The organism is Sneathiella limimaris (assembly GCF_012932565.1).
Taxonomy (GTDB): domain Bacteria; phylum Pseudomonadota; class Alphaproteobacteria; order Sneathiellales; family Sneathiellaceae; genus Sneathiella; species Sneathiella limimaris.
This window is the reverse complement of the sequence record NZ_JABBYJ010000001.1, coordinates 277846-300437: the sequence shown is the minus strand read 5'-3', so window position 1 is coordinate 300437 and position 22592 is coordinate 277846. Positions and strand designations below refer to the sequence as shown.

Genomic DNA, 22592 nt, shown 5'->3' with positions numbered 1-22592 from the left:
GTTGGGGATAACAGCTCAATACTAATATAGATGGGGCAAGGCCGACCACCCTTAAAGATCAAAATTTCTGGAGTTTCTAACTGGCTGTTAACGAAAGGTCAGTAGAGTAGCGATTTAAGTTTTGCGAGCAGGTCTGTCTGCTCACTTGATCCGGAGTTTGAACGAATGCTGATAAGCGACCTTTTGTTAGCGCATGGTCTTGTTGCCAAAGAAGATATTGAGCTTGCATATCATCGCCAGAAAGAAACCGGTGGCCGTCTGGGAGATAACTTGGTGGCTCTGGGTGTAATCAGTCAGGATGAACTCGATAAAGTTGTTTTTGAAGCGCCAAAAGCGGCGAAAACGATTGAAGAGACAGGCGTTCAGGCCTCTAACCTATTACGGATCATGTTCAAGTCCATCTATGTGAATAGCCTGGAAACAGCCTCTGAATATGCAGCTGCGATCAAGCTACCTATTTCTGTTGTACACCGTTTGATTCAAGACGCCGCTGATCGGAAGTATCTGGAAGCGCTGGGGACAGCGGATCAAACGAGTTTTTCTGAAAACCGCTATGTGATGACCGAAACGGGTCGTCGATTTGCGTTGGAGTCTTTGCAACAGAATCAATATGTGGGCCCTGCGCCTGTGTCTCTTGAAGCTTATCAGGAACGGATTCTCCAGCAGAAAATCACTAATGAGCGGGTTTCAAAGGAAAAGATTGCGGATAGCTTTAAGAACCTAGTGATTGCTGAGGATTTTGTTCGTCGCTTGGGGCCAGGCATCAACTCAGGTAAAAGTATTCTGCTTTATGGCCCTCCCGGTAATGGGAAGACGACTGTTGCTGAAAAAGTTGCCGCCATATTTGCCAATGTGATTTATGTTCCTTACTGCTTCGAAGTGGACGGACAAATTATCAAGGTATTTGATCCGGCCATTCACAAACCTCTAATGCCCTCTGAAAGCGAAGGTTTTAGGGCTGGGTTGAGGCGTGAGGAGTTTGATGGCCGTTGGGTTCCCTGCGAGCGACCAATTGTAATCACCGGTGGTGAACTGACTTTGGAAATGCTGGATCTCAGCTATAACGTCAGCGCTAAATATTATGAAGCCCCGCTACATGTGAAGGCCTCAAACGGCACCTTTATTATTGACGATTTCGGGCGTCAGCTTGTAAGCCCTGAAGAGTTGCTGAACCGCTGGATTGTTCCTTTGGAAAGTCGAATTGACTTCCTGAAACTCCACACGGGTAAAAGCTTTCAACTTCCATTTGATGAGTTGGTCATCTTCTCCACTAACTTGGCTCCAGATGATTTGATGGATCCTGCGTTTCTTCGGCGTATTCCATATAAGCTGGAAACAATTGGACCAAATAAAGACCAGTATTATGAGATCTTCAAAGCGGTCGCCGCATCACGCGGATTGGAGATGACACCGGATATCCTCAATATTGTTTTGGAAGAACTGCAGGTTAAGAACAAATATGACCTTGCTTGTTATCAGCCGAAATTCATTATCGACCAAGTTGTTGCTTCTTGTAAGTACATGGGCGAGCCTCCTCATTTCACTGAGGAGATGGTCGTGGATGCTTTGAAAAATCTCTATACTTCAGACAGCGCTTCATCTGGCCACCAAACGGCGGCCAAGTCGATGAAATCTGATCAGATTGCGGCGTTGGGTTGAACCTTTTGGGGATCAAGCAAACTCTTTAGCCTGCAGAACGGCTTGCGTGCGGTTTGAAACCCCTAGGATCCGGAAAATAGCAGTAATATGTACTTTCACCGTGCTTTCAGCAAGATTAAGTGCAGTCGCAATTTCTCGGTTAGAATGACCCTCAGCCATTAGGTCAAGGACGTGTCGTTGACGGCGTGTTAAAGCATCTGGCCCATTGCTACTCAGAGCAGGTTTGCTTTTACGAGCTGAAAGAGTGGGCTTGTTTTCAGTTTTCGAGTTTGAATTTGAGAAAATCTGAGCTGGAATATATTTGCCACCAGACAAGACCAGGCGAATGGCACTGAGCAACACCTCCCGAGTGGAGGATTTTGGGATAAAGCCTTCAGCCCCTAAATTTAGGACTTTTGACATATCCATTGTGTCTTCCAAGCCGGAGATAATAACCAGATTTACGTCTGGGTATTTTTGTTTGAGGTCGGCTATGGCTTCCTCATAATCCATACCTGGCATACACAGATCCAGAAGTATCAGATCTGGTAAGGAGGTTGCTTGGGACAATGCAGTCTGTAACTCGTTATAATTACAACAATCTGTGATATCCACTTGATCATCTAGTTGTTTGAGAAGACCGGCCAGAGCCATTCGGTAAAGCGGATGATCATCAGCTAAAAATATATTCATAACATCAGTTTCTAAAAAGGTTACTCCTTTGCAAGGCTAACACGTCTGCAGTTTGCTGTATAGGCAAATTAACTTTTTGTTAAGAATGATTCTCGCTTGTTTATCCTCTGGTTGAATTAGCACTTAAGTTGCAACCGACCTGCTGGAATAATCATTCGTGTATAAGACAAAATGCGTGTTCCTTGCCAACTGCGGCGTGTAATTTGTACACAGGGCGCCAAGGTTTCTGTATCCAGAAAATGTTGTACTTCCTGATTCGCTGTTATCGCTGTTATTTGATTTTCATGAGACAGCATTGTGCAGGTTTGGCGGAAGTATGAGTCTATCGTTTTTTCTGTAAAATTTACCTCGAGCATGTCGGGCATGAGGTCCGGCACGGTATAGCGGTCCTCTAATAGGATTGGAAGACCATTTGCCTGGTGTATGAAATAGGAACGGATGACGGGATCATCCTCTTTCATGCCGAGTTTGACAGCGAACTCTGGATTAACAGGTTCGATCTGGAAAAATTGGGGTATGCAACGGTGGATGTTGCCCACGGCTTCTATGGTTTCGCGAATATCATAGAGGAGGGCAGGTTCACCGCCTCGGTTTTTTTGAGGCGCGACAAAGGTCCCCACACCTTGGATACGAGTTAGATAACCATCTTTCGTTAATTCTCTCAAAGCTCGATGAATAGTCATTCGTGACATGTTCAATTCTTCTACGAGGCTATGTTCTGAGGGGATCTGAGCGTTCACCGACCACGCACCGGAATCGATATGGGAGAGAACGTAATTCTTCACCTGCTCATACAGCGGTTGAGGGCTTCCCTCTGCCCCGACTTGAATATTCCGAATGTTGGGTGTGTCTTTCATATGGAATCCCTCAATTGCAAGTGAGGGAGAGACGCTTATTTTTTTATATTTGTGATGACGGTTAACTTTTTTCTGCTGAAAGTACTTGAATGACCGTTCCAAATAAATATACTTACCCTATTGATCGACACCATCTACACACATCGGTTGCTGATCAACTTGGCCTGCTTCGAATTTTTGCGCCCCTCGAAGCGGGCCTTTTATTTTGTCTTTCTTTTTTCAGAGCGAATGACCTCTTGATCCTTTCCCGCCTTATCTTCATATAAGGGCTACCAACAGCTAAATGGTAAGAGGTTAGAATAAAATGACAGAGACAAAGCATGAGTTTCAGGCGGAAGTCGCCAAACTACTGCATATCGTAACTCATTCTCTCTACAGTGAATCCGAGATTTTTCTGAGGGAACTGGTTTCGAACGCGTCTGATGCATGTGACCGATTAAGATATGAAGCATTGACTAACCCCTCCCTTACTGAGGGAGACACGGACTTCAAGGTTCGGTTGACGTTGGATAAGAGTGCAAAAACACTCACAATTTCAGATAACGGAATTGGGATGTCCGAACAGGAGATGATTGAGAACCTGGGGACTATCGCGCGGTCTGGTACTTCAAACTTCATCAATCAATTGAGCGGAGATTCCGCAAAAGATGTTAGCGTGATCGGCCAGTTTGGAGTTGGATTTTATTCTTCTTTCATGGTGGCGGACAAGGTTGAAGTCGTCAGTTTGAAAGCAGGAGAGACTCAAGCGCATAAATGGGTTTCCGATGGAACTGGATCTTATACGATTTCCGATGCCACGCGCGAAGGGCGAGGAACAACAATAACCTTGCACATGAAAGAAACGGCCAGTGAATATCTGGAAGAAGCCCGTCTTCGGACAATTATCAAAACTTACGCCGATCACATTGCTTTACCAGTCGTGTTGGTAGCCTCAGAAGAGGGTAAAGAAGACGAAACACTGAATACGGCCAGTGCGCTTTGGACACGACCAAAATCGGAAATCTCTGAAGAGCAATATACTGAGTTTTATCATCATGTCGGTCAGGCATTTGATACACCTTGGGCGACTTTACATAGCAAGGTTGAAGGTATTCTAGAATATAGCCTTCTCCTCTTTATACCGGAGCAACAACCTTTTGACCTTTTCAATCCAGATCGAAAATCAGCTATCAAACTATACGTAAAGCGGGTTTTCATTACAGATGATTGTGAGGAACTGGTTCCAGCTTACTTACGTTTTGTGAAAGGCATCGTGGATTCAGAAGATCTTCCACTCAACGTTAGCCGTGAAATGCTGCAGAACAATCCAGTTCTTCGCAAAATCAAATCCGGTATTGTGAAAAAGGTTTTGAGCGAGCTGGAAAAACGAGCTGAGCAGGATGAGGAAGGGTATCATAAATTCTGGGATAACTTTGGCGCTGTCCTGAAGGAAGGTATCTACGAAGATTTTGAAAATAGCGATCAGCTGCTGAAGTTATCAGTATTCCACAGCACAAATTCTGAGAGTTACACATCGCTTGAGAGTTATGTGGAGCGGATGCCTGAAGAGCAGGAATGTATCTACTACATTACAGGTGACAACCTTGAAGCTATGCGCAAGAGCCCGCAGCTGGAAGGTTTCAGAGCAAAGGGTATTGAAGTTCTGCTGTTAAGTGATCCTGTCGATAACTTCTGGTTGGGGCGCCAATCTGAATTTATGGATAAGCCTTTTAAGTCTGTTACCCAAGGGTCTGCCGATCTCGATAAGGTTAAGGGTAAGGAAGACGATAAATCGGAAGAAGATGAAAAGGCCGATTTGCCGCAACTTGATCTCTTGATTGGCGCTTTTCGGGGAGCTCTAAAAGATAAAGTTAAAGATATCAGAGTTTCTAAGCGTTTGACGGATAGTCCTGTGTGTCTGGTTGCGGATGATGGGGATATGGACATCCATTTAGAAAAAGTTTTGAAGGCCCATAAACAATTGGGGGGAATGACATCCCAGCGTATTTTGGAAATTAATCCAAAGCATCAATTAGTGAAGAAGTTAATGGCCAAAGCCGAGGAGAAAGAGACTACAGAGCTCTTGAATGATGCGGCCTTTCTGTTGTTGGATCAGGCCTACATAGTGGAAGGTGAGCAACCGGAAGATCCGGTAGCTTTTTCCAGAAGGATGGCAAACTTCATGGCACATGGCCTCTAAAACAATTCTTTTCTCATTATCAAGGGATGGTAGAGATGCCATCCCTTTCTTTTTTGGCACAAATTAGCGATTAGGCCGTCTTGTTTGTACTTATGACTACACAAGACAGGTCAAATATGCGGAATAGATTGCGAGAGGGATTTTTAGGCTGTGTGCTTTTAGTTGCGTTGGCGGGTTGCGCAAGTCGCCCTTCGGAGGAACTCGTACAAAAAAGCCAGGAGTTTTCCGAAGCTGTCAATGCTGTTCGTGATGCAGTCATGACGGCATTTGATCTAGCTGAAACGGCTAATCGTCTAGCTCAGCAGACCAATCTCAATTTGCAGTTTGATTTAGGAGGAAGACCAAAAGTCCAATATGTCCCTCTTTTTTCTCCAAAAGATCTTTCTATTCGAAAGGGCCTATTTGGGAGTCTTTCGCTTTATGCTGATCGACTGGAGAAAAGTTTAGGTGCGCAGCATTTGAAAGTTGCACCCCTAGATGTTCTAGACCTTAAAGAATTTCAGGTTTCGAACTCGAAACAATCACTTCCAGGAAATTTATTAGATGACCCAAATTTATCTTCAGCAGTCGCTGAAGTTCAGGCAATTGCGAAGCATTATGTCAGCCCAAACACCCGTGACCAACTCCAGCAACTGACCTTCAAGATCCAGCCTGCGATCGAGAAGCTGGTTCTGTTCTTATACTTGGACATCGGGCTGCTCGGGGATAGGAAAGCGATTTGTAAAAATCTGACCGCTAATCTAAAACCGCCCGTCGATATCGATTCTCTTCCTGAGTGCCGTGGTGGACTTCGGCCAATCATGCAGCAAGCTCTTTCCGAAACGGGTACAATCTGGCGTCAGCGTTTAGCCCTTTCAAGCCCCAAGGAGGTACGGACAGCAAAAGAGCGGCCAGCACTTTTGGATAAGATCTATTCAATTGATCGCAAGAAAGATCTCATTGATGGTGAGCTCACCAGGCTTCAAGAAGCAGTATTAATGCTCGCTAAATTGCATTTGTCTTTGTCCAGAGAATTCGAGGGCCAAACTTCCATAGACCGCCCGCAGCCTTACCTTAAATTATCGCAGGATTTGCCGCAGAGCATAAATCCGGCAGCAGTTATTTCGGCGCTGGAAAGAAAATTAATCGAACATAAAGCTTCCCTGATAAGCGTCCTAAAGGAGCGAGATGATGCCACTGAATGACATGACATCTTATGAAAAACTGCATTATGCACTGAAGCTTCTGGATCATCAGGATTTGAGTGCGTTGCCGAGGGCTATGCAAATCGAACTCCTGACTGCACGACAGCTCGTTTACGGGCAGTTGCAATTCCTAAATGCATCTCCAATAATGCAAAGAACGGCCCACTTTAAAGAGGTGAAATCTGAGTTGGAAGAAAGCAGAGAAACCTTTGAGAAATTAGATGAATGGTCCAGATCTGCCCAAGAAACAGGGAAAACGGTGGAGAGTCTGATTAAAGGTGTGGCAGCTGTACTGGCGTTGCTTTGAAGTAAAGAGTGGAATGTTATGCCTTGCTTGCGAAATGACTTAAGGAAAACCAGTTGTGGAAATGATTGATTTCCGACTGATTTCCTTCAAGGATCAGAAGATCGTCATCGACAGCTTTCGCAATTGTTCGATGACCTAACCAAATTTCAACTAGGGTTTTAATATGTGCCGAAATCCAGATATCAACTTCATGTCCTGGATCTTTAGTACAGATGTCCGTATCCTCTGGCTCAAAAACTAACCAGTAGTTTCGTTTGGTCGGTGTGGTTCCTGTGAGCATAAAATGTGCCACGCGCCGGCGTCTAGAGATGTCCTCGCAATCTAAGTTTGCCCGGCGCAATTCCCACATTAAAACATCTGGATCCAGATTTTCCTCGTTAGTGATTTCTCGTCTAAGCCATGTCTGGGACCAACTCCCCATTTGGTCAAGTATGGGAAATAATGCCTCCCCGGACGGAGTTAACTGATAGGAATTGCTGCCCGACATTTTTTGTTTTCGGATAATGCCCGCCGTCTCCAGTTCCCTAAGTCTCTGTGTTAGAAGAGCCGAGGACATGAGCGGAGCACTTTTCTGAATCTCTGAAAAGCGGGTGGCTCCAAGGAAAAAGGCTCTCAAAACAAGCACTGTCCATCGCTGACAGATAATTTCAGCTGTAATTGCGATAGGACAGTACTGACCATAGCTTTTCGTGTTTCCCATGCTTCAACGTTAGGAAAAGAAAAGAGCTTTAGCAACTTCAAATATTGAAGTGGAAAGTTCGTTTTCGTTAGTGGAAAGTCTGGCCTACAGGAAAAGGAGAGAGCTGATGGACACTCTGAATTTAGATAGGCTGGTCGATACATACGCAAGTCGTTGGGGGGAGGGGACTGTTGAGCGGGACCAAAGTGGGAGCTTTGTATTCGAGAATTATGAGATCTTAAAAACCAATCGAGTTTTCTCTGCTCAGGTTCCCAAGGTGTACGGTGGATCCGAAATCTCACATTCTCAGATGGTTTCGTTTATTCGCCGTCTCGCCCACTATAGTCCTTCGACGGCACTTGCTCTTTCAATGCATCAACATCTAGTCTCAGCCGCTAAATATAATGACGCGCATGGAAAGCCTGGAAAAAAAGTGTTGGAGCTTGTCGGTCAAAAGGAAGTTGTGCTTGTGAGCACGGGGGCTAAGGACTGGCTTGATTCAACAGGTTCCGTTGAGCGGGTCGACGGTGGTTATAAGGTCAGTGCTATCAAGCCATTTGCAAGCGGCTCCCCTGCTGCAGCAGCAATGATAACATCTGCACCTTACGAGCATCCTGAGGAAGGATGGCAAGTTCTTCATTTTCCAGTTAGCCTTTCTGCCGAAGGGGTCAACTTGCTGGGCGATTGGGATAGTCATGGGATGCGGGAAACAGGTTCCCAAACCATCCAACTCAGATCAGTTTTTGTCCCGGATGAGGCAGTGGCACTGATCCGGGCGAGAGCTGGTTACCATGCCGCATTTAATGTCATTTTGGTCGTCGCTCTGCCGCTTATTATGGCTGCATATGTCGGGGTTGCCGAAAAAGCGGCCGAGATGGCGATTGCGTTTGCGCAAAAGGGAGACACCAGCGATTTAAAAGCCATGCAGGTGGGTCGACTGAGGACTCAATTGACCAAGGCACAGATTGGTCTTGAGAGTATGGTCCGGCTGGCCAATGATCTTGAGTTTTCAGCAGAGCTGGCTGTTGCAAGTAACATGCTGTGTCACAAAACACTTGTCGCTGAAGCGGTGGTTGAGACAGTTGAGCAGGCTTTAAAAATTACTGGGGGTGCAGGTTTCGTAAGAAAGTTTGGATTGGAGAAGCTATTGAGAGATGCTCATGCGGCTCAATTCCATCCTCTTCCTGAGGATCAACAATATCTCTTCTGTGGTCGCATTCAGCTCGGTCAGGAGCCCGTTACATAACGGGCTCCTACATAAGCAGTAATCAGGCTTTTTTCCGATCTGGGTCCATCATTGGATCAATTGGACGACGCGTCAGGCTGTAATCGGCTTCAGCTGGGATGTTTAGGAACTTCCCTTCTGCTGTGATTTCCAGCTCAGGAAGCACAGTGACAGTTTTGGTCGAATTGGAACCTTCAATTGCTTCGCCAGCAGAGCTATATCGTGTCAGATATTCAATATTCATTAGTGTCGGAAAGATGATTGTATATTTTCCCGCCTTGGCGCCGTCCATAGCTTCGTTGGGTCCAACCCACACACTGTCGACGGATTCTTCACCGTCATGAAAGGCAAGTTGTTCCTCTGGTGCCTCCGCAATGAAGAAATGCGTATCAAATCGTTTAGGCATGAAGGTCGGCGTTACCCAATGAGAGTAGTGAGCCAATAGGTCTGTTGCCAGTTCCAAATCTTCTGCGTCCGCCATCTTAAGAATGTCAATATCACCCGCCTGCATGTCTTTCCGATACTTTTCGGTCAGCGCCTCAACCTTTGCGGGAGCGATCATTTTCCCAGTTGTCCGGTCACGGGCCAAAAGCACGTGGCATTCTTCAAAGGCTTCCCGAATAGATGCGATTTTGAAAGACAGTAGTGGGTCATCGAGATCCTGTGTACTCGGCAAATGATCCCGCAGTTCTTCTTTTAAGTCTGCTTTGTCGACTTTACCTCCAGGAAAGACCAATGCGCCTGAGGCAAAGTCGATTTGATGATGTCTCACCACCATGAAGACTTCAAGTTTATCTGAAGGCTTTTGACAATCTCGAACCAGAAGAACTGTTGCTGCTGGTAGAAGGGGAGCTGTTTCCTTGGGCATTCCGCTTTTTCCTTTTTATTTTCTGTGCGTCTTTATAGCTTGAGCCCTGTTTAAGTGGCAAGCAACCAGAAAATTTTGAAGCGGAATTGATCGGGTTTAGAGTTGGATGAAGAGAGCGGCAACAATGGAGCCGTATCCATTTTCCTGAACGAGAATTGCACAGCTGTCCCGGCCCTTCTCACGAAGAGATTTGAGTGAAAGCTTTAGGGTTTTGGGTTTCCCGTCCCAGTTTGCCAGACTGTCCAGTTTTCGAACTACATTATGATATGTGATTTTACGACCTGTGTTTTCGCCGCGCCCGATACTGACTTTTTCTGCATGGTTGAGGTCGGTTTGCCATATGATTGACGGTGTTTGCCAGCTGGGAAGGGCAATCTCCAATACATCGTCTTGCAGTTTCCATTTCAAGGGAAGTTGACGAGCGTGACCTTTATACACAGCAAGATTATGGGAGAGTTGGTCTGAGCTGGAGCCAACAAAATGATCCTTGCCTCCAACAATCATTTGCGGTGTATAGACGTAGCTCGTCCGAAGTCGCTCTTTATACTGGGTTTGGCGTAAATCGTTTTGAGGAGAGCCAAATGTATCCTTCCAGCCAATGTAATCCCAGTAGGTCACAGCAAACGATAAGCCCAGGACATTGGTCTTGTTCGCTGTATTAACGATATCTCCCATCAGTGCATCCGCAGGCGGGCAGGAGGAGCAGCCTTGTGAAGTGTAAAGCTCTACAACTGTGTCCATTTGACGTACTTCAGTTGCCTCTGCCGAAAAGGCAAGAAAACTAAGGCTAAGAGTTGTGATTATATGTGTAAGAGATTTCATGCATCTTAAGGTATCGATCTTGTTGTTCACACGCAATTCAAGCTTCGGTGAACAAAAAAAACGGCGATCCGAAGATCGCCGTTTCCTTTTTGATCTGGAAGTCTGCCAGTTAGGAGGCAGCTAGTTTTCTCAATACGTACTGCAGAATACCTTCATGGCGGTAGTATTCCACTTCATCAAGAGTATCGATCCGGCAGAGCAGGTTGACAACTTCAGAGCTGCCATCAGCGCGTGTGATGGTGCATGGAATTGTCATCCGTGGTGTGATGCCATCTTTGATTCCTGTGATGCTGACAGTTTCGGTGCCATCCAGACCCAGAGTTTTACGGGTTACGCCTTCAGGGAACTGAAGCGGCAGGATGCCCATTCCAACGAGGTTGGAACGGTGGATACGCTCGAAGCTTTCAGCAACGACGGCTTTCACGCCCAGCAGACGTGTTCCTTTCGCTGCCCAGTCACGGCTTGAACCAGTACCATATTCCTTACCAGCGAATACAACCAATGGAACACCATCTTTCTGGTATTGCATTGAAGCGTCGTAAATCCACTGCTGGGTACCATCTGGCATGTGTTTGGTAACACCACCTTCGGTTCCAGGAGCAACTTCATTCCGCAAGCGAATGTTGGCAAAAGTACCACGCATCATCACTTCGTGGTTACCACGACGAGATCCGTAGGAGTTGTAATCCTTAACTGGAACCTGATGATCGTTCAGGTATTCGCCAGCTGGGCTGTCCGCTTTAATGGCGCCTGCTGGAGAGATGTGATCTGTTGTCACAGAGTCAGCAAGAAGAGCCAGGATGCGAGCGTCTTCAATATCGCTGAACCCGCCTGCTTCTTTCTTCATTCCCTCAAAATATGGAGGGTGCTGAACATATGTGGATGTTGCATCCCATGTATATGTCTGACCTTCGGCTGTCTTAATGCCTTGCCAAGCCTGATCGCCAGCGAAAACGTCCGCATACTGAGTTACAAACATATCACGGGTCAAAGAGGAACGAACTGTGTCTTTGATCTCCTGGTTTGTTGGCCAGATGTCCTTCAGGTACACAGGATTTCCATCCTGATCTTCACCAATCGCATCTTTCGTGATGTCGATGTTCATGGAGCCAGCGATCGCGTATGCAACAACTAGTGGAGGTGACGCCAGATAGTTGGCTTTTGCCTGCGGGCTAACACGTCCTTCAAAGTTCCGATTACCAGAAAGAACAGAACAGGCCACAAGGTCGCCTTCTGCAATTGCATCTGCGATAGGTTCAGCAACAGGACCGGAGTTACCGATACAAGTTGTACAGCCGTAACCAACCAAGTTAAAGCCAAGTGCGTCCAAATCATCCTGAAGACCAGCTTTTACAAGATAATCGGTCACCACTTTAGAGCCAGGTGCCAAGGAAGTCTTCACCCAAGGTTTGACTTTCAGGCCTTTGGCGATTGCGTTCCGGGCAACGAGGCCCGCAGCCAGCATAACACTTGGGTTGGATGTGTTTGTACAGGAAGTGATTGCTGCAATAATAACATCACCACTACCGATGCTGTAGTCAGTACCTTTAACAGCAACTTTCTTTTCAATACCGTCACTATTGCCTGCCAGTGTTGGCAGAGCTTCGGCAAACTCAGATGTTGCCTGTGACAGCAAAACCCGATCCTGCGGCCGCTTTGGACCCGCCAGACTTGGCTCGACAGTTGACACATCCAAAGACAGAGTTGTTGTGAACTCAGGGTCTGGAGTGTTTGAATCGCGCCACATGCCTTGAGCTTTTGCATAAGCTTCAACGAGTTTCACACGTTCTGGATCACGAGCTGTGAAGTTAAGGAATTCGATTGTTTCCTGATCAATCGGGAAGAAACCACATGTTGCGCCATATTCAGGAGCCATGTTGGAAATTGTTGCCCGATCCGCCAAAGACAGTTCGTCAAGGCCAGGACCATAGAATTCAACGAATTTACCAACCACACCTTCAGCACGGAGCATCTGGGTAACAGTCAATACCAAATCAGTTGGTGTTGTGCCTTCTTTCAGCTTGCCGTCCAATTGAAAGCCTACAACTTCAGGCAGCAGCATGGAAATTGGCTGACCCAGCATAACTGCTTCAGCCTCAATACCACCTACACCCCAGCCAAGAACGGCCATACCGTTCACCATTGTGGTGTGGCTGTCTGTACCAACAAGTGTATCAGGATATGCAACCTCAACACCGTTTTGGTCTTTGGTTGTCCAGATGGTTTGGGCTAGGTATTCAAGGTTCACCTGGTGACAGATACCTGTTCCAGGAGGGACAACCCGGAAGTTATCAAACGCTTTTTGACCCCAGCGAAGGAACGCGTAACGTTCGCCGTTACGTTCCATCTCCAAATCTACGTTTTCTTTAAATGCGGAAGGTGTACCCGCTTTGTCCACCATTACGGAGTGGTCGATAACAAGATCGCACTGGGCGAGTGGATTGATTTTCTCTGGATCGCCACCAAGGTTGACCATCGCATCGCGCATGGCTGCGAGGTCTACTACGGCTGGAACACCTGTGAAGTCCTGCATCAAAACACGTGCAGGGCGATAGGCAATTTCCCGGTCCGCTTTTCTGGCTTTCAACCAGCCAGCGAGGGCAGCGACGTCATCAGATGTCACTGTCCGGCCATCTTCATGGCGCAGCAGGTTTTCAAGCAAAACTTTCAAGGAGAATGGTAGACGGGAGACATCTCCCAATCCGGCTTCCTCAGCTGCTGGGATGCTATAGTAATCGTATTTCTTTCCGTCGATTTCTAGAGTGCGACGAATTTTGAGACTGTCGTGACCTGTTGTTGTCAACGCTTCGCTCCTTGCTCAGTGTGGGAACGGGAAGATACCTGAGAAGTCAGGATATCGGTGTTTTATCGGCCCGTATGTGCCCTAAATTTCAAATTTACTCAAGAGCTAACGTGAAAAAGATGGGAATAAGGGCCGTTAATTCCTAATCAGTTGCTTAAAATCAATCCTCAGAGGACCGGATTCTGGCACACTTCATGGTGAATCTGGACGAATAGTATTCTGACTGGATTTTTACTAGGGGCATTGTTTGAAGCAGAGAAACTTCTAGATTCGGTTTGATTTTGAAATTTCTGAGCTGGTGATTTGGATAAACTTCTTCTGAAAAAGCGATACAAAGAATATTTCAGTAAGTAGTCATAATGAGCAATTAAAGAAACAATTTGGTTGGCGTATTATAATTAATTTTATCTATTCAATTTTTTAATTAGAGTAAGTAAAAGTTAGAATAAATATTTTTGATTGTCACATATATAAGATAAATATAAGTGAATTTTTAGGATATTAAATACTATTGTTACTTGTTTATTGATTTGAAGATTTAATATTTTATTTTTTACTTACAATACAAATGTTTGTTTTTCTATAATATTTAATATTTTTCACTTATTGTCTCAGTATAATATAGAAAAATCGTATTTTCTCTTGACCTTTTCTGAGATAAATGATTAATCACATGAAATAAGGCTCAAAAAGAAGCCCAATAAAAAGATGGCCGTTTACAAGGTCGCGTTCCAGGGAGAGACGTGTGTTGGTTCGAGTGATCGAAGCTTGAACACCATTTGTATGAAGTGGTCTGTTTAAGGCGCCGCAGTTTATCCCGAAAATAAAAATAATGACTTCGCCGGAATTTTTTGGCGTCAGTATAAATTTGTTAGGGATGCAGGGAGCCTATGACAAAGACAGAATTTGACACTTTTCCAAAGCTGATCCGCAGAAATGCTGAAATTCGTCCAAATGTGCCTGCTTATCGAGAAAAAGAGTTTGGGATTTGGCAGACCTATACTTGGAAAGATGTGTATGAAAACTCCCGGGCGCTCGGCCTTGGGTTGGTTGATCTTGGCGTTAAGCGGGGCGATGCGGTAGCGATTATCGGCTCCAACAGGCCTCAATTATATTGGGTCTTCTCTGCAACGCAGGCGATTGGTGCTCTACCAGTGCCTCTTTACCAAGATGGGGTGGCAGACGAAATTCAGTATGTTTTGGCTCACGCAGAAGTCAAAGTTGTGGTTGTGGAGGATCAGGAGCAGGTCGATAAAGTCCTCTCCATTATGGATCAGTGTCCGACAATCGAATATATCATCTATAAAGAGCCGCGCGGTATGCGGCACTATAAGCAGGACTTTATTAAAGCTTATTCAGATGTTCAGGATCTGGGGCGCGCTTATGATGCGAAGCATCCAGGGTTTTATGATCAGGAATCGGATAAAGCCAAACCTGACGATATCGCGACCTTGATGTACACTTCAGGAACCACCGGACGTCCAAAAGGTGTAATGCTTAGCTTTGACAATATGGTCACTGCTGGCCGTTTATCCGTTGAATTTGAAAATCTAACAGAGAAAGACAAGGTTCTTTCCTACCTGCCAATGGCCTGGGTTGGTGATCATTTGTTCTCTTATTCGCAGGCGGCAACAGCTGGGTTCTCAGTTAATTGCCCAGAAAATGCCGAAACAGTTCTGACGGATCTCAGGGAAATTGGCCCAACCTACTATTTTGCACCTCCCGCCATCTTCGAAAATATGCTGACTCAGATGATGATCCGCATTGAAGATGCCAGTGCTATCAAGCAGAAGCTGTTTCATTACTTTATCGATGTTGCGAAGCGGTGTGGCGTGGAGATCATGGAAGGAAAGCCAGTATCTCTTAAAGACAGGCTTCTCTATTCGCTCGGAAATTTGCTGATTTACGGGCCGTTGAAAAACACGCTTGGCTTCAGTCAGATCAGAGTTGCTTATACAGCCGGTGCGCCGATGGGACCAGAGGTGTTTAAATTCTATCGCTCACTGGGCGTGAATTTGAAACAGCTTTATGGTCAGACAGAGTCATGTGCGTATGTGTGTATTCAAAATGATAAGGATGTCCGTCCGGATACGGTAGGGCCGCCTGCGCCTGGCTGTGAGATCAAGATCGATGATGCAAGTGGCGAAGTGCTCTACAAGAGTCCGGGCGCGTTTGTTGGCTATTACAAGAATGATGAGGCGACCGAAGAAACCAAAACCGCTGAAGGTTGGGTTCACACAGGCGATGCCGGCATCATGACCGACGATGGTCAGCTGAAGGTGATCGACCGGGCGAAAGATGTGGGCAAATTGAATGACGGAACGTTGTTCGCGCCTCAGTACATTGAAAACAAGCTCAAGTTCTTTCCGTTTATTTCTGAAGCGGTATGTCACGGTGCTGATCGGGATACCGTTACGGCCTTTATCAACATTGATCTAGAAGCTGTAGGAAACTGGGCAGAGCGGCGCGGGATTTCCTATGCGAGCTATCAGGATCTGGCCAACCGCGATGAGGTTTACGCTCAGATTAAAGAGTGTATCGAAACGGTAAATAGAGATCTTGCCGTTGATAGCGAACTCGCTGGCGCGCAAATTACGCGTTTCCTAGTTCTACCAAAAGCTTTGGACGCGGATGATGGCGAATTGACAAGAACGCGAAAAGTTCGTCGTCGGATTATTGCGGAACGCTATGAGCCTTTGATTACTGCATTGTTCAGCGATGTGAAGGTGGCAGATATTGAATCTGAAATGACATTTGAGGATGGCCGCAAAGGTAAGCTGAAAGCCTCCGTAAAAGTCATGAATTCAGAAACATTCCCGGCAATGAAAGCCGCATCATAAAGCGGGAGCGAGTAGAGTATGACAAATCAAGACTACAAGCCAGGCGATGTCCTGCTGGAAGTAGAAGATATCAGCCTTTCTTTTGGTGCGGTGCGAGCGATTTCTGATGTTAGTTTTGACATCAAGAAAGGTGAAATCCGGGCAATCATTGGACCAAACGGTGCTGGTAAAACTTCCATGTTGAACTGCATTAACGGATTTTATCATCCGCAGCAGGGTACAATAACCTACAAAGGTCAAACACGGAGTGCCATGAAGCCTCACGAGGCTGCCACCCAGGGTATTGCGAGGACCTTCCAAAACGTGGCTCTGTTCCGCGGAATGTCCACACTGGACAACATCATGACAGGCAGGAATCTTAAAATGAAATCAAGCCTGCTGTCCTCTATGTTCTGGTGGGGAAGTGCCCAGAAGGAAGAGTTGGAGCATCGGCGTTTCGTAGAAGACATTATTGATTTTCTGGAAATTGAAGCCATTCGGAAAACACCTGTAGGCCGGCTTCCTTACGGTCTGCAAAAACGTGTTGAATTGGGCCGGGCACTTGCTGCTGAGCCCGAGCTTCTGCTTCTGGACGAGCCAATGGCTGGTATGAACCTTGAGGAGAAAGAGGACATGTGCCGCTTTATCCTTGATGTTAATGATGAGTTTGGCACGACCATTTGTCTTATTGAGCATGATATGGGTGTGGTTATGGATATTTCCGATCGAGTGATGGTCCTCGATTACGGAGGGAAGATCGGGGATGGTGTTCCTGATGAGGTCCGTAGCAACCAGAAAGTTATCGACGCCTATCTGGGCGGCGGTCATTAATCCAAGACAGGAGAGTTAAGTATGGCGGACTTTTTGTTCTTCGTTGAGGTCCTGTTCAGTGGATTGTTGACAGGTGCCCTTTATTCCCTGGTGGCTCTCGGCTTCGTGCTGATTTTTAAAGCCTCAGGTGTGTTTAACTTTGCCCAGGGCGCGATGATGCTGTTTGCAGCTCTCAGCCTCGTGGGTGTTCAGGAAGCGCTTGGCGTTCATTGGTCAATTGCCTTCCTCATTACAGTGGCAATTATGGTTGCCTTGGCTTGGTGCGTAGAGAAATTCGTGCTGGGTAAGCTGGTCAATCAAGAACCCATTATCCTCTTTATGGCGACCATTGGTGTTACGTTCTTCCTGGATGGTTTTGGCCAGACAGTGTGGGGAAGTGACATTAAGGTTCTGGATATTGGTCTTCCGAACGACATTTTTGATGTCGGAGGTATTTTCATTGATCAACTTGAGTTGGTTGCGGGTTTGACAGCTGCTGCTTTGGTGGCGCTCTTAGCAATCTTCTTTAATAAAACGAAAATTGGCCGGGCTCTTCGTGCTGTTGCTGATGATCACCAGGCAGCTATGTCCGTTGGTATTTCCCTTCGCTTCATCTGGATCGTTGTGTGGACAGTTGCGGGTCTCGTTGGCCTTGTTGCTGGTATCATGTGGGGCTCTAAGCTGGGTGTTCAATTTAGTCTGAGCCTGATTGCCCTGAAAGCGCTGCCTGTGCTTATGTTGGGTGGCTTTACGTCTATTCCTGGCGCGATCGTAGGTGGATTGATCATTGGTGCCGGTGAAAAGATGGCTGAAATCTATCTTGGCCCAATCGTCGGCGGTGCGATCGAAAACTGGTTTGCATACATGCTGGCGATGCTGTTCCTGCTGTTCCGTCCGCAGGGCCTGTTCGGTGAAAAGATTATTGAGAGGGTTTAGTCAGAATGTTTTATCGTGAAGCTGGACAGTTTAAGTCCTCTTATAAAGAAGACCAGGCGGTATTTCCGATCCTTCAGGACCGGATTGGCATTGGAATAATCTTGCTCATCGCTTTTGTTGGTATCCCACTATTTGGGGGTGAGTATTTCATTAGCGCCATCATGACACCGTTTTTGATCTTGGCGCTGGCTGCGATCGGCCTGAATATTTTGACAGGTTATGCAGGGCAGATTTCACTCGGAACCGGCGGGTTCATGGCTGTTGGTGCGTTCGCAGCTTATAAGTTTGCGACATTCACTATCACAGTTGGTGGGTTCGAAGGAACCATGCCGTTGGTATTAACCATTCTGTTGTCTGGACTGGTTGCTGCCCTTGTTGGGATTATGTTTGGTATTCCGTCTTTGCGGATCAAAGGCTTCTATCTGGCTGTGGCAACCCTTGCGGCTCAGTTCTTCCTAGAATGGCTGTTTGTTAAAGTTGGTTGGTTTACAAACTACAGCCCTTCCGGTGTGATCACTGCACCGCCTTTGGTGGTCCTGGGTTACGAATTTAATACCGCTGCAGAAAAATATATCTTCACCTTGGTTTTTGTTGCTGTTCTCGCTTTGGCAGCCAAGAACCTTGTTCGAAGTCATATTGGCCGCGGTTGGATGGCTATCCGCGACATGGATATTGCTGCAGAGATTATTGGCTTTAAGCCACTTCAGACAAAATTATCAGCGTTTGCGGTCAGCTCTTTCTTCTGCGGTGTGGCCGGCGCACTCTGGGCATTTGTCCATCTCGGAACTGTTGAACCGGAAGCTTTTGGTATCAATCGGTCGTTCGCCATTCTGTTTATGGTGATCATTGGTGGTATGGGCAGTATTCTTGGATCGTTCATTGGGGCCGGCTTCATCATGCTTTTGCCAATTTTCCTGAATAATGTACCTCCTATGGTCGGTTGGGATATTGGAGTAGACATGGTCGCCCACCTTGAATTCATGGTGTTTGGTGTCCTGATTATCTTTTTCTTGATTGTTGAGCCTCATGGGCTTGCAAGACTATGGACCATCGGTAAGGAAAAACTGAGAACCTGGCCGTTTCCATATTGATCTGTTTTTGAAAGCCGGTCACAGTTAGGTCTGGTTTTCAAAATGGAAAACTTCTCTTGGCGGTTTTGACCGCGCGTAAACAAGGGTAACTCTGGGAGGAAAATATGAGTTTGAAGAAATTTGTTCTCGGTGCTTTGGGGGCTGCTGTTCTTGCGGCTCCGTTTACAGCGCCAGCCCCGGCTTTTGCAGAAGATACACTGTATTTGCCGAAACTGGTTTATCGTACTGGACCTTTTGCGCCGGGTGGTATTCCAACAGCCAATGGTGCAGCTGACTATTGGGCGATGATCAATGAGCGTGACGGTGGCGTCAACGGCGCGCGGGTCATTCACGAAGAATGCGAGTTCGGTTACAACACTGACCGTGGTGTTGAGTGCTATGAACGTACAAAAGGCAACAATGGTGGTGCGCTGATTTACCAACCATACAGCACAGGTGTAACCTACGCCCTGGCTGATCGGACACGGACAGATAAAATTCCACTTCTGACAATGGGTTATGGTCGTGCCGATGCCGGTATTGGCACAGCTTTCCCATATGTATTTCCTCTGATGACTAACTACTGGGGTCAGGCAACTGGTATCCTGAAGTATATTGGCCAGCAGGAAGGTGGAATGGATAACGTTAAAGGCAAGACTGTTGCCCTTGTTTATCTAGACATCGCCTATGGTAAAGAATCCATTCCGATTATGGAAACCTTGTCCGAAAAATTCGGCTTTAACCTGAAGAAATACCCAGTGGTATTCCCAGGTATTGAGCAGAAAGCAACATGGCTGCAGATCCGCCGTGCAAAACCTGACTACATTGTCATGTGGGGTTGGGGTGCGATGAACGCAGCCGCAATCAAAGAAGCTGCTAAAATCCGCTTCCCAGCAGAAAACTTCATTGGTAACTGGTGGGCCGGTGCTGAGCAGGACACAATTCCTGCAGGTGATGCAGCTGTTGGCTATAAGAGTGCAACTTTCTCTGCTGCTGGCACAGAATTCCCAGTCATCCAAGACATTATGAAACATGTTTATGACAAAGGTAATGGTGCAGGTAAAGAGAACGTTGGCCAAGTGCTTTATAACCGTTCTGTTCTGACACAGGTCTTTATCCACGCTGGTATTCTTGCAGCACAGGAAAAATTCGGTGTGAAAGCAATTACTTCCGAACAGCTTCGCTGGGGTATGGAAAATCTGAAGATGGATGCAGCAATGGCCGAGAAAATGGGTGTTGCAGGCATGGGTCCAGAAATTTCACCAACCTGTTCAGACCATGTTGGCGGCGGTTCTTTCCGCATCCAGCAGTGGGATGGCAAGAAGTGGAACATCGTTTCAGACGAGCTTACTCCTATGGATGATCTCGTTCTGCCAGCGATGAAAAAATCTGCTGAAAGCTACCTGAAAGAAAAAGGTTTGGATGCAGTTAGCTGCTCCTAAGCGTTAGTGTTGAATAAAGGAAGTCTTGCCAATGAATGCGTCAAGCAATCCCCTTCTCAGGGTGAATAATATCGAGGTCATTTATGACCATGTGATCCTCGTCTTGAAAGGTGTCTCTCTTGAGGTGCCGGAAGGGTCCATTGTCTCAATCCTAGGGGCTAATGGTGCTGGCAAGACGACTTCCTTGAAAGCCATTTCGAACCTCCTCCGCTCTGAGCGAGGGGAGGTTACGAAAGGCTCGATTGAGTACCGTGGCGAAAACATTACTGAAAAATCACCTGCCGAACTGGTAACCCAGGGTGTTGTCCAGGTGATGGAAGGTCGTCATTGTTTTGAACATTTGACGGTTGAAGAGAATTTGCTGACCGGCGCCTATACTCGAAAAGGCGGCCGGGCTATGATCAATGAGGAACTTGAGAAGGTTTATCATTATTTTCCACGTTTGAAAGAACGTCGGACATCACTGGCTGGATACGTATCCGGTGGCGAACAGCAGATGGTGGCAGTTGGTCGTGCCCTGATGGCAGAACCAAGCTTGATCCTATTGGATGAGCCATCAATGGGACTTGCTCCGCAGCTGGTGGAAGAAATTTTTGAGATCGTAAAGCGGCTTAACGAGGAAACAGGTGTGAGTTTTCTTGTTGCTGAGCAAAACGCAACGATCGCGCTGAAATATGCGCATTATGGATATATCTTGGAAAACGGTCGCGTTGTGATGGATGGTGATGCAAAAGATCTGTCTAATAACGAGGACGTAAAAGAATTTTATCTCGGCCTGGGCGGCGACGGTCGCAAGAGCTTTAGAGATGTGAAGCATTACCGGCGGCGTAAACGTTGGCTTGCTTAATCAAAGAGGAAGGCAACTAAAAATCATGAAGGTTTTGGTTGCCTTTTTTATTGATAACAAGGCTATCGATTAGAAAGAGAAAAAACATGACAGGCTCTGGTAAATATTATGATGATCTGGAGACCAGATCTTCTGAGCAACGGCTGAAAGACCAGATTGCGAAGCTTCAGGAACAATTGGCGCATGCAAAAACGAATTCCGCCTATTTTGGGGAAATCCTGAAGGATGTTGATCCAGCGTCTGTGAATAGTCTCGAAGAGTTGGCTAAACTACCGGTAACGCGTAAATCAGACCTAATTGCCAAACAGAAAGATAATCCACCCTTAGGTGGGCTAAATGGTGAGGATATTGGATCTGTCGCAAACGTCTTTATGTCACCAGGACCAATTTTTGAGCCAGGTCAGAGTACCAAAGACTATTTCCGGATGGGCCGGGCAATGTGGGCGGCTGGTTTCCGTCCCGGTGACCTGGTGTATAATACGTTTTCCTATCACATGACACCTGCCGGACACATGATGGAAAGTGGTGCCCGCGCTGTGGGCTGTCCAGTATTTCCGGCCGGTATTGGAAATACAGAAATGCAACTTCAGGCGATCGCTACTTTGAAGCCGAGAGCCTATGTGGGGACCCCTTCTTTTCTTAAAATCCTGCTGGAAAAAGGCAAGGAAGCTGGAATGGATATGTCTTCTCTGAAGGTTGCGAGCGTGGGCGGTGAAGCGCTGCCTCCTTCCTTGCGCCAGCAATTACAGGATATGGGTATTGAAACAGTAATCCAGTCCTACGGTACTGCTGATCTTGGACTAATTGCATACGAAACTGAAGCCATGGAAGGCATGACGATCGATGAGGGGATTATTGTCGAAATCGTTCGCCCAGGCACCGGAGATCCAGTTGCCCCTGGTGAAGTTGGCGAAGTTGTCGTTACAACGTTCAATAAAACATATCCACTCATTCGTTTCGGTACTGGTGACATGTCCGCTTTTCTGCCTGAGGGGAGCTCTTGCGGGCGGACAGGACCGCGGATTAAAGGCTGGATGGGCCGAGCCGATCAAACTGCCAAGGTGAAAGGAATGTTCGTACACCCAGGTAGTGTGGCGGACGTCCAGAAAAGACATTCAGAACTGAAGAAAGTTCGCCTCGTCGTTACGAGTTCTGACAATGTGGACCAGATGACGCTTCAGTGTGAAGTGGACGGTGGAAGTGAAGATTTAAAAGCTGCCGTTGCACAATCAGTTCAGAGTCTTTGCAAACTGAAGGGTGATGTTGAATTTGTGGCTATTGGTAGTCTGGCCAATGACGGTAAGGTTATTGATGACCAACGGACATACGAATAAGCCCAGAATCAAGACTTCTTAAGTCTATTGCGATTAAAGGGACAATCCTGTAGTCAAGGATTGTTCCTTTTTTTATGGG

At 46.6% G+C, this 22592-nt stretch carries 18 protein-coding genes; 12 read left to right on the top strand and 6 right to left on the bottom strand.

Annotated elements, in window-relative coordinates; translation table 11 throughout:
• Positions 1-165: 165 nt before the first annotated feature.
• Positions 166-1659, top strand: a complete 1494-nt coding sequence (locus HH301_RS01400; RefSeq protein WP_169566272.1) for a cyclic di-GMP-binding domain-containing protein, MshE-related — start codon at positions 166-168, stop codon at positions 1657-1659.
• Between the two features lie 12 nt (positions 1660-1671).
• Here the strand turns inward: HH301_RS01400 and HH301_RS01395 are convergent, their stop codons facing one another.
• Positions 1672-2331 carry a response regulator gene (locus HH301_RS01395; protein WP_169566270.1) on the bottom strand — a complete coding sequence of 220 codons (660 nt, stop codon included), beginning with the start codon at positions 2329-2331 and terminating at the stop codon, positions 1672-1674.
• Positions 2332-2447: 116 nt separating this feature from the next.
• Positions 2448-3188: a UTRA domain-containing protein gene (locus HH301_RS01390; RefSeq protein ID WP_169566268.1), complete on the bottom strand. Its 741-nt coding sequence runs from the start codon at positions 3186-3188 to the stop codon at positions 2448-2450.
• A gap of 304 nt (positions 3189-3492) precedes the next feature.
• Here HH301_RS01390 and htpG point away from each other — a divergent pair, with 304 nt between their 5' ends.
• The 3 genes from htpG (at position 3493) to HH301_RS01375 (ending at position 6858) form a co-directional block, all read left to right on the top strand.
• Positions 3493-5367, top strand: coding sequence for a molecular chaperone HtpG (gene htpG / locus HH301_RS01385; protein WP_169566266.1), 1875 nt, complete (start codon positions 3493-3495; stop codon positions 5365-5367).
• A 116-nt stretch (positions 5368-5483) separates the two neighbouring features.
• On the top strand, positions 5484-6551 hold the full coding sequence (locus tag HH301_RS01380; protein WP_169566265.1) for a hypothetical protein: 1068 nt from the start codon (positions 5484-5486) through the stop codon (positions 6549-6551).
• Positions 6535-6858, top strand: coding sequence for a hypothetical protein (locus HH301_RS01375; RefSeq protein ID WP_206378116.1), 324 nt, complete (start codon positions 6535-6537; stop codon positions 6856-6858). Before HH301_RS01380 ends, HH301_RS01375 begins: the two co-directional genes overlap by 17 nt.
• A 16-nt stretch (positions 6859-6874) precedes the next feature.
• On the opposite strand, the gene HH301_RS01370 is transcribed toward HH301_RS01375, so the two are convergent.
• Entirely contained in the window at positions 6875-7558 is a 684-nt protein-coding gene (locus HH301_RS01370) for a winged helix-turn-helix transcriptional regulator (protein ID WP_169566262.1), read from the bottom strand.
• A gap of 106 nt (positions 7559-7664) precedes the next feature.
• On the opposite strand from HH301_RS01370, the gene HH301_RS01365 reads away from it, so the two are divergent.
• A complete protein-coding gene (locus HH301_RS01365) occupies positions 7665-8783 on the top strand; it encodes an acyl-CoA dehydrogenase family protein (protein ID WP_169566260.1) in 1119 nt (372 codons plus the stop codon).
• A gap of 22 nt (positions 8784-8805) precedes the next feature.
• Here the strand turns inward: HH301_RS01365 and HH301_RS01360 are convergent, their stop codons facing one another.
• From HH301_RS01360 to acnA, 3 genes are all read right to left on the bottom strand, one after another.
• Entirely contained in the window at positions 8806-9630 is an 825-nt protein-coding gene (locus HH301_RS01360) for an NUDIX hydrolase (RefSeq protein ID WP_169566258.1), read from the bottom strand.
• 96 nt (positions 9631-9726) lie between these two features.
• Positions 9727-10371: a DUF1223 domain-containing protein gene (locus HH301_RS01355; RefSeq protein WP_206378115.1), complete on the bottom strand. Its 645-nt coding sequence runs from the start codon at positions 10369-10371 to the stop codon at positions 9727-9729.
• A gap of 190 nt (positions 10372-10561) precedes the next feature.
• Positions 10562-13255, bottom strand: a complete 2694-nt coding sequence (gene acnA / locus HH301_RS01350; RefSeq protein ID WP_169566255.1) for an aconitate hydratase AcnA — start codon at positions 13253-13255, stop codon at positions 10562-10564.
• Between the two features lie 890 nt (positions 13256-14145).
• Between acnA and HH301_RS01345 the strand changes: the two genes are divergently transcribed.
• The 7 genes from HH301_RS01345 (at position 14146) to HH301_RS01315 (ending at position 22513) form a co-directional block, all read left to right on the top strand.
• The gene (locus HH301_RS01345) at positions 14146-16095 is read left to right on the top strand and encodes an AMP-binding protein (protein WP_169566253.1); all 1950 of its coding nucleotides are present in this window, start codon (positions 14146-14148) and stop codon (positions 16093-16095) included.
• An 18-nt stretch (positions 16096-16113) separates the two neighbouring features.
• Positions 16114-16905, top strand: a complete 792-nt coding sequence (locus tag HH301_RS01340; RefSeq protein ID WP_169566252.1) for an ABC transporter ATP-binding protein — start codon at positions 16114-16116, stop codon at positions 16903-16905.
• Positions 16906-16926: 21 nt separating this feature from the next.
• Positions 16927-17820 carry a branched-chain amino acid ABC transporter permease gene (locus HH301_RS01335; RefSeq protein WP_169566250.1) on the top strand — a complete coding sequence of 298 codons (894 nt, stop codon included), beginning with the start codon at positions 16927-16929 and terminating at the stop codon, positions 17818-17820.
• Between the two features lie 5 nt (positions 17821-17825).
• Entirely contained in the window at positions 17826-18911 is a 1086-nt protein-coding gene (locus tag HH301_RS01330; protein ID WP_169566249.1) for a branched-chain amino acid ABC transporter permease, read from the top strand.
• Positions 18912-19015: 104 nt separating this feature from the next.
• The gene (locus tag HH301_RS01325) at positions 19016-20332 is read left to right on the top strand and encodes an ABC transporter substrate-binding protein (protein ID WP_169566247.1); all 1317 of its coding nucleotides are present in this window, start codon (positions 19016-19018) and stop codon (positions 20330-20332) included.
• 31 nt (positions 20333-20363) lie between these two features.
• Complete coding sequence (locus tag HH301_RS01320; protein ID WP_169566246.1) at positions 20364-21179, top strand: ABC transporter ATP-binding protein; 816 nt, start codon at positions 20364-20366, stop codon at positions 21177-21179.
• Between the two features lie 86 nt (positions 21180-21265).
• Positions 21266-22513 carry a phenylacetate--CoA ligase family protein gene (locus tag HH301_RS01315; protein ID WP_169566244.1) on the top strand — a complete coding sequence of 416 codons (1248 nt, stop codon included), beginning with the start codon at positions 21266-21268 and terminating at the stop codon, positions 22511-22513.
• The last annotated feature ends 79 nt before the right edge of the window (positions 22514-22592 follow it).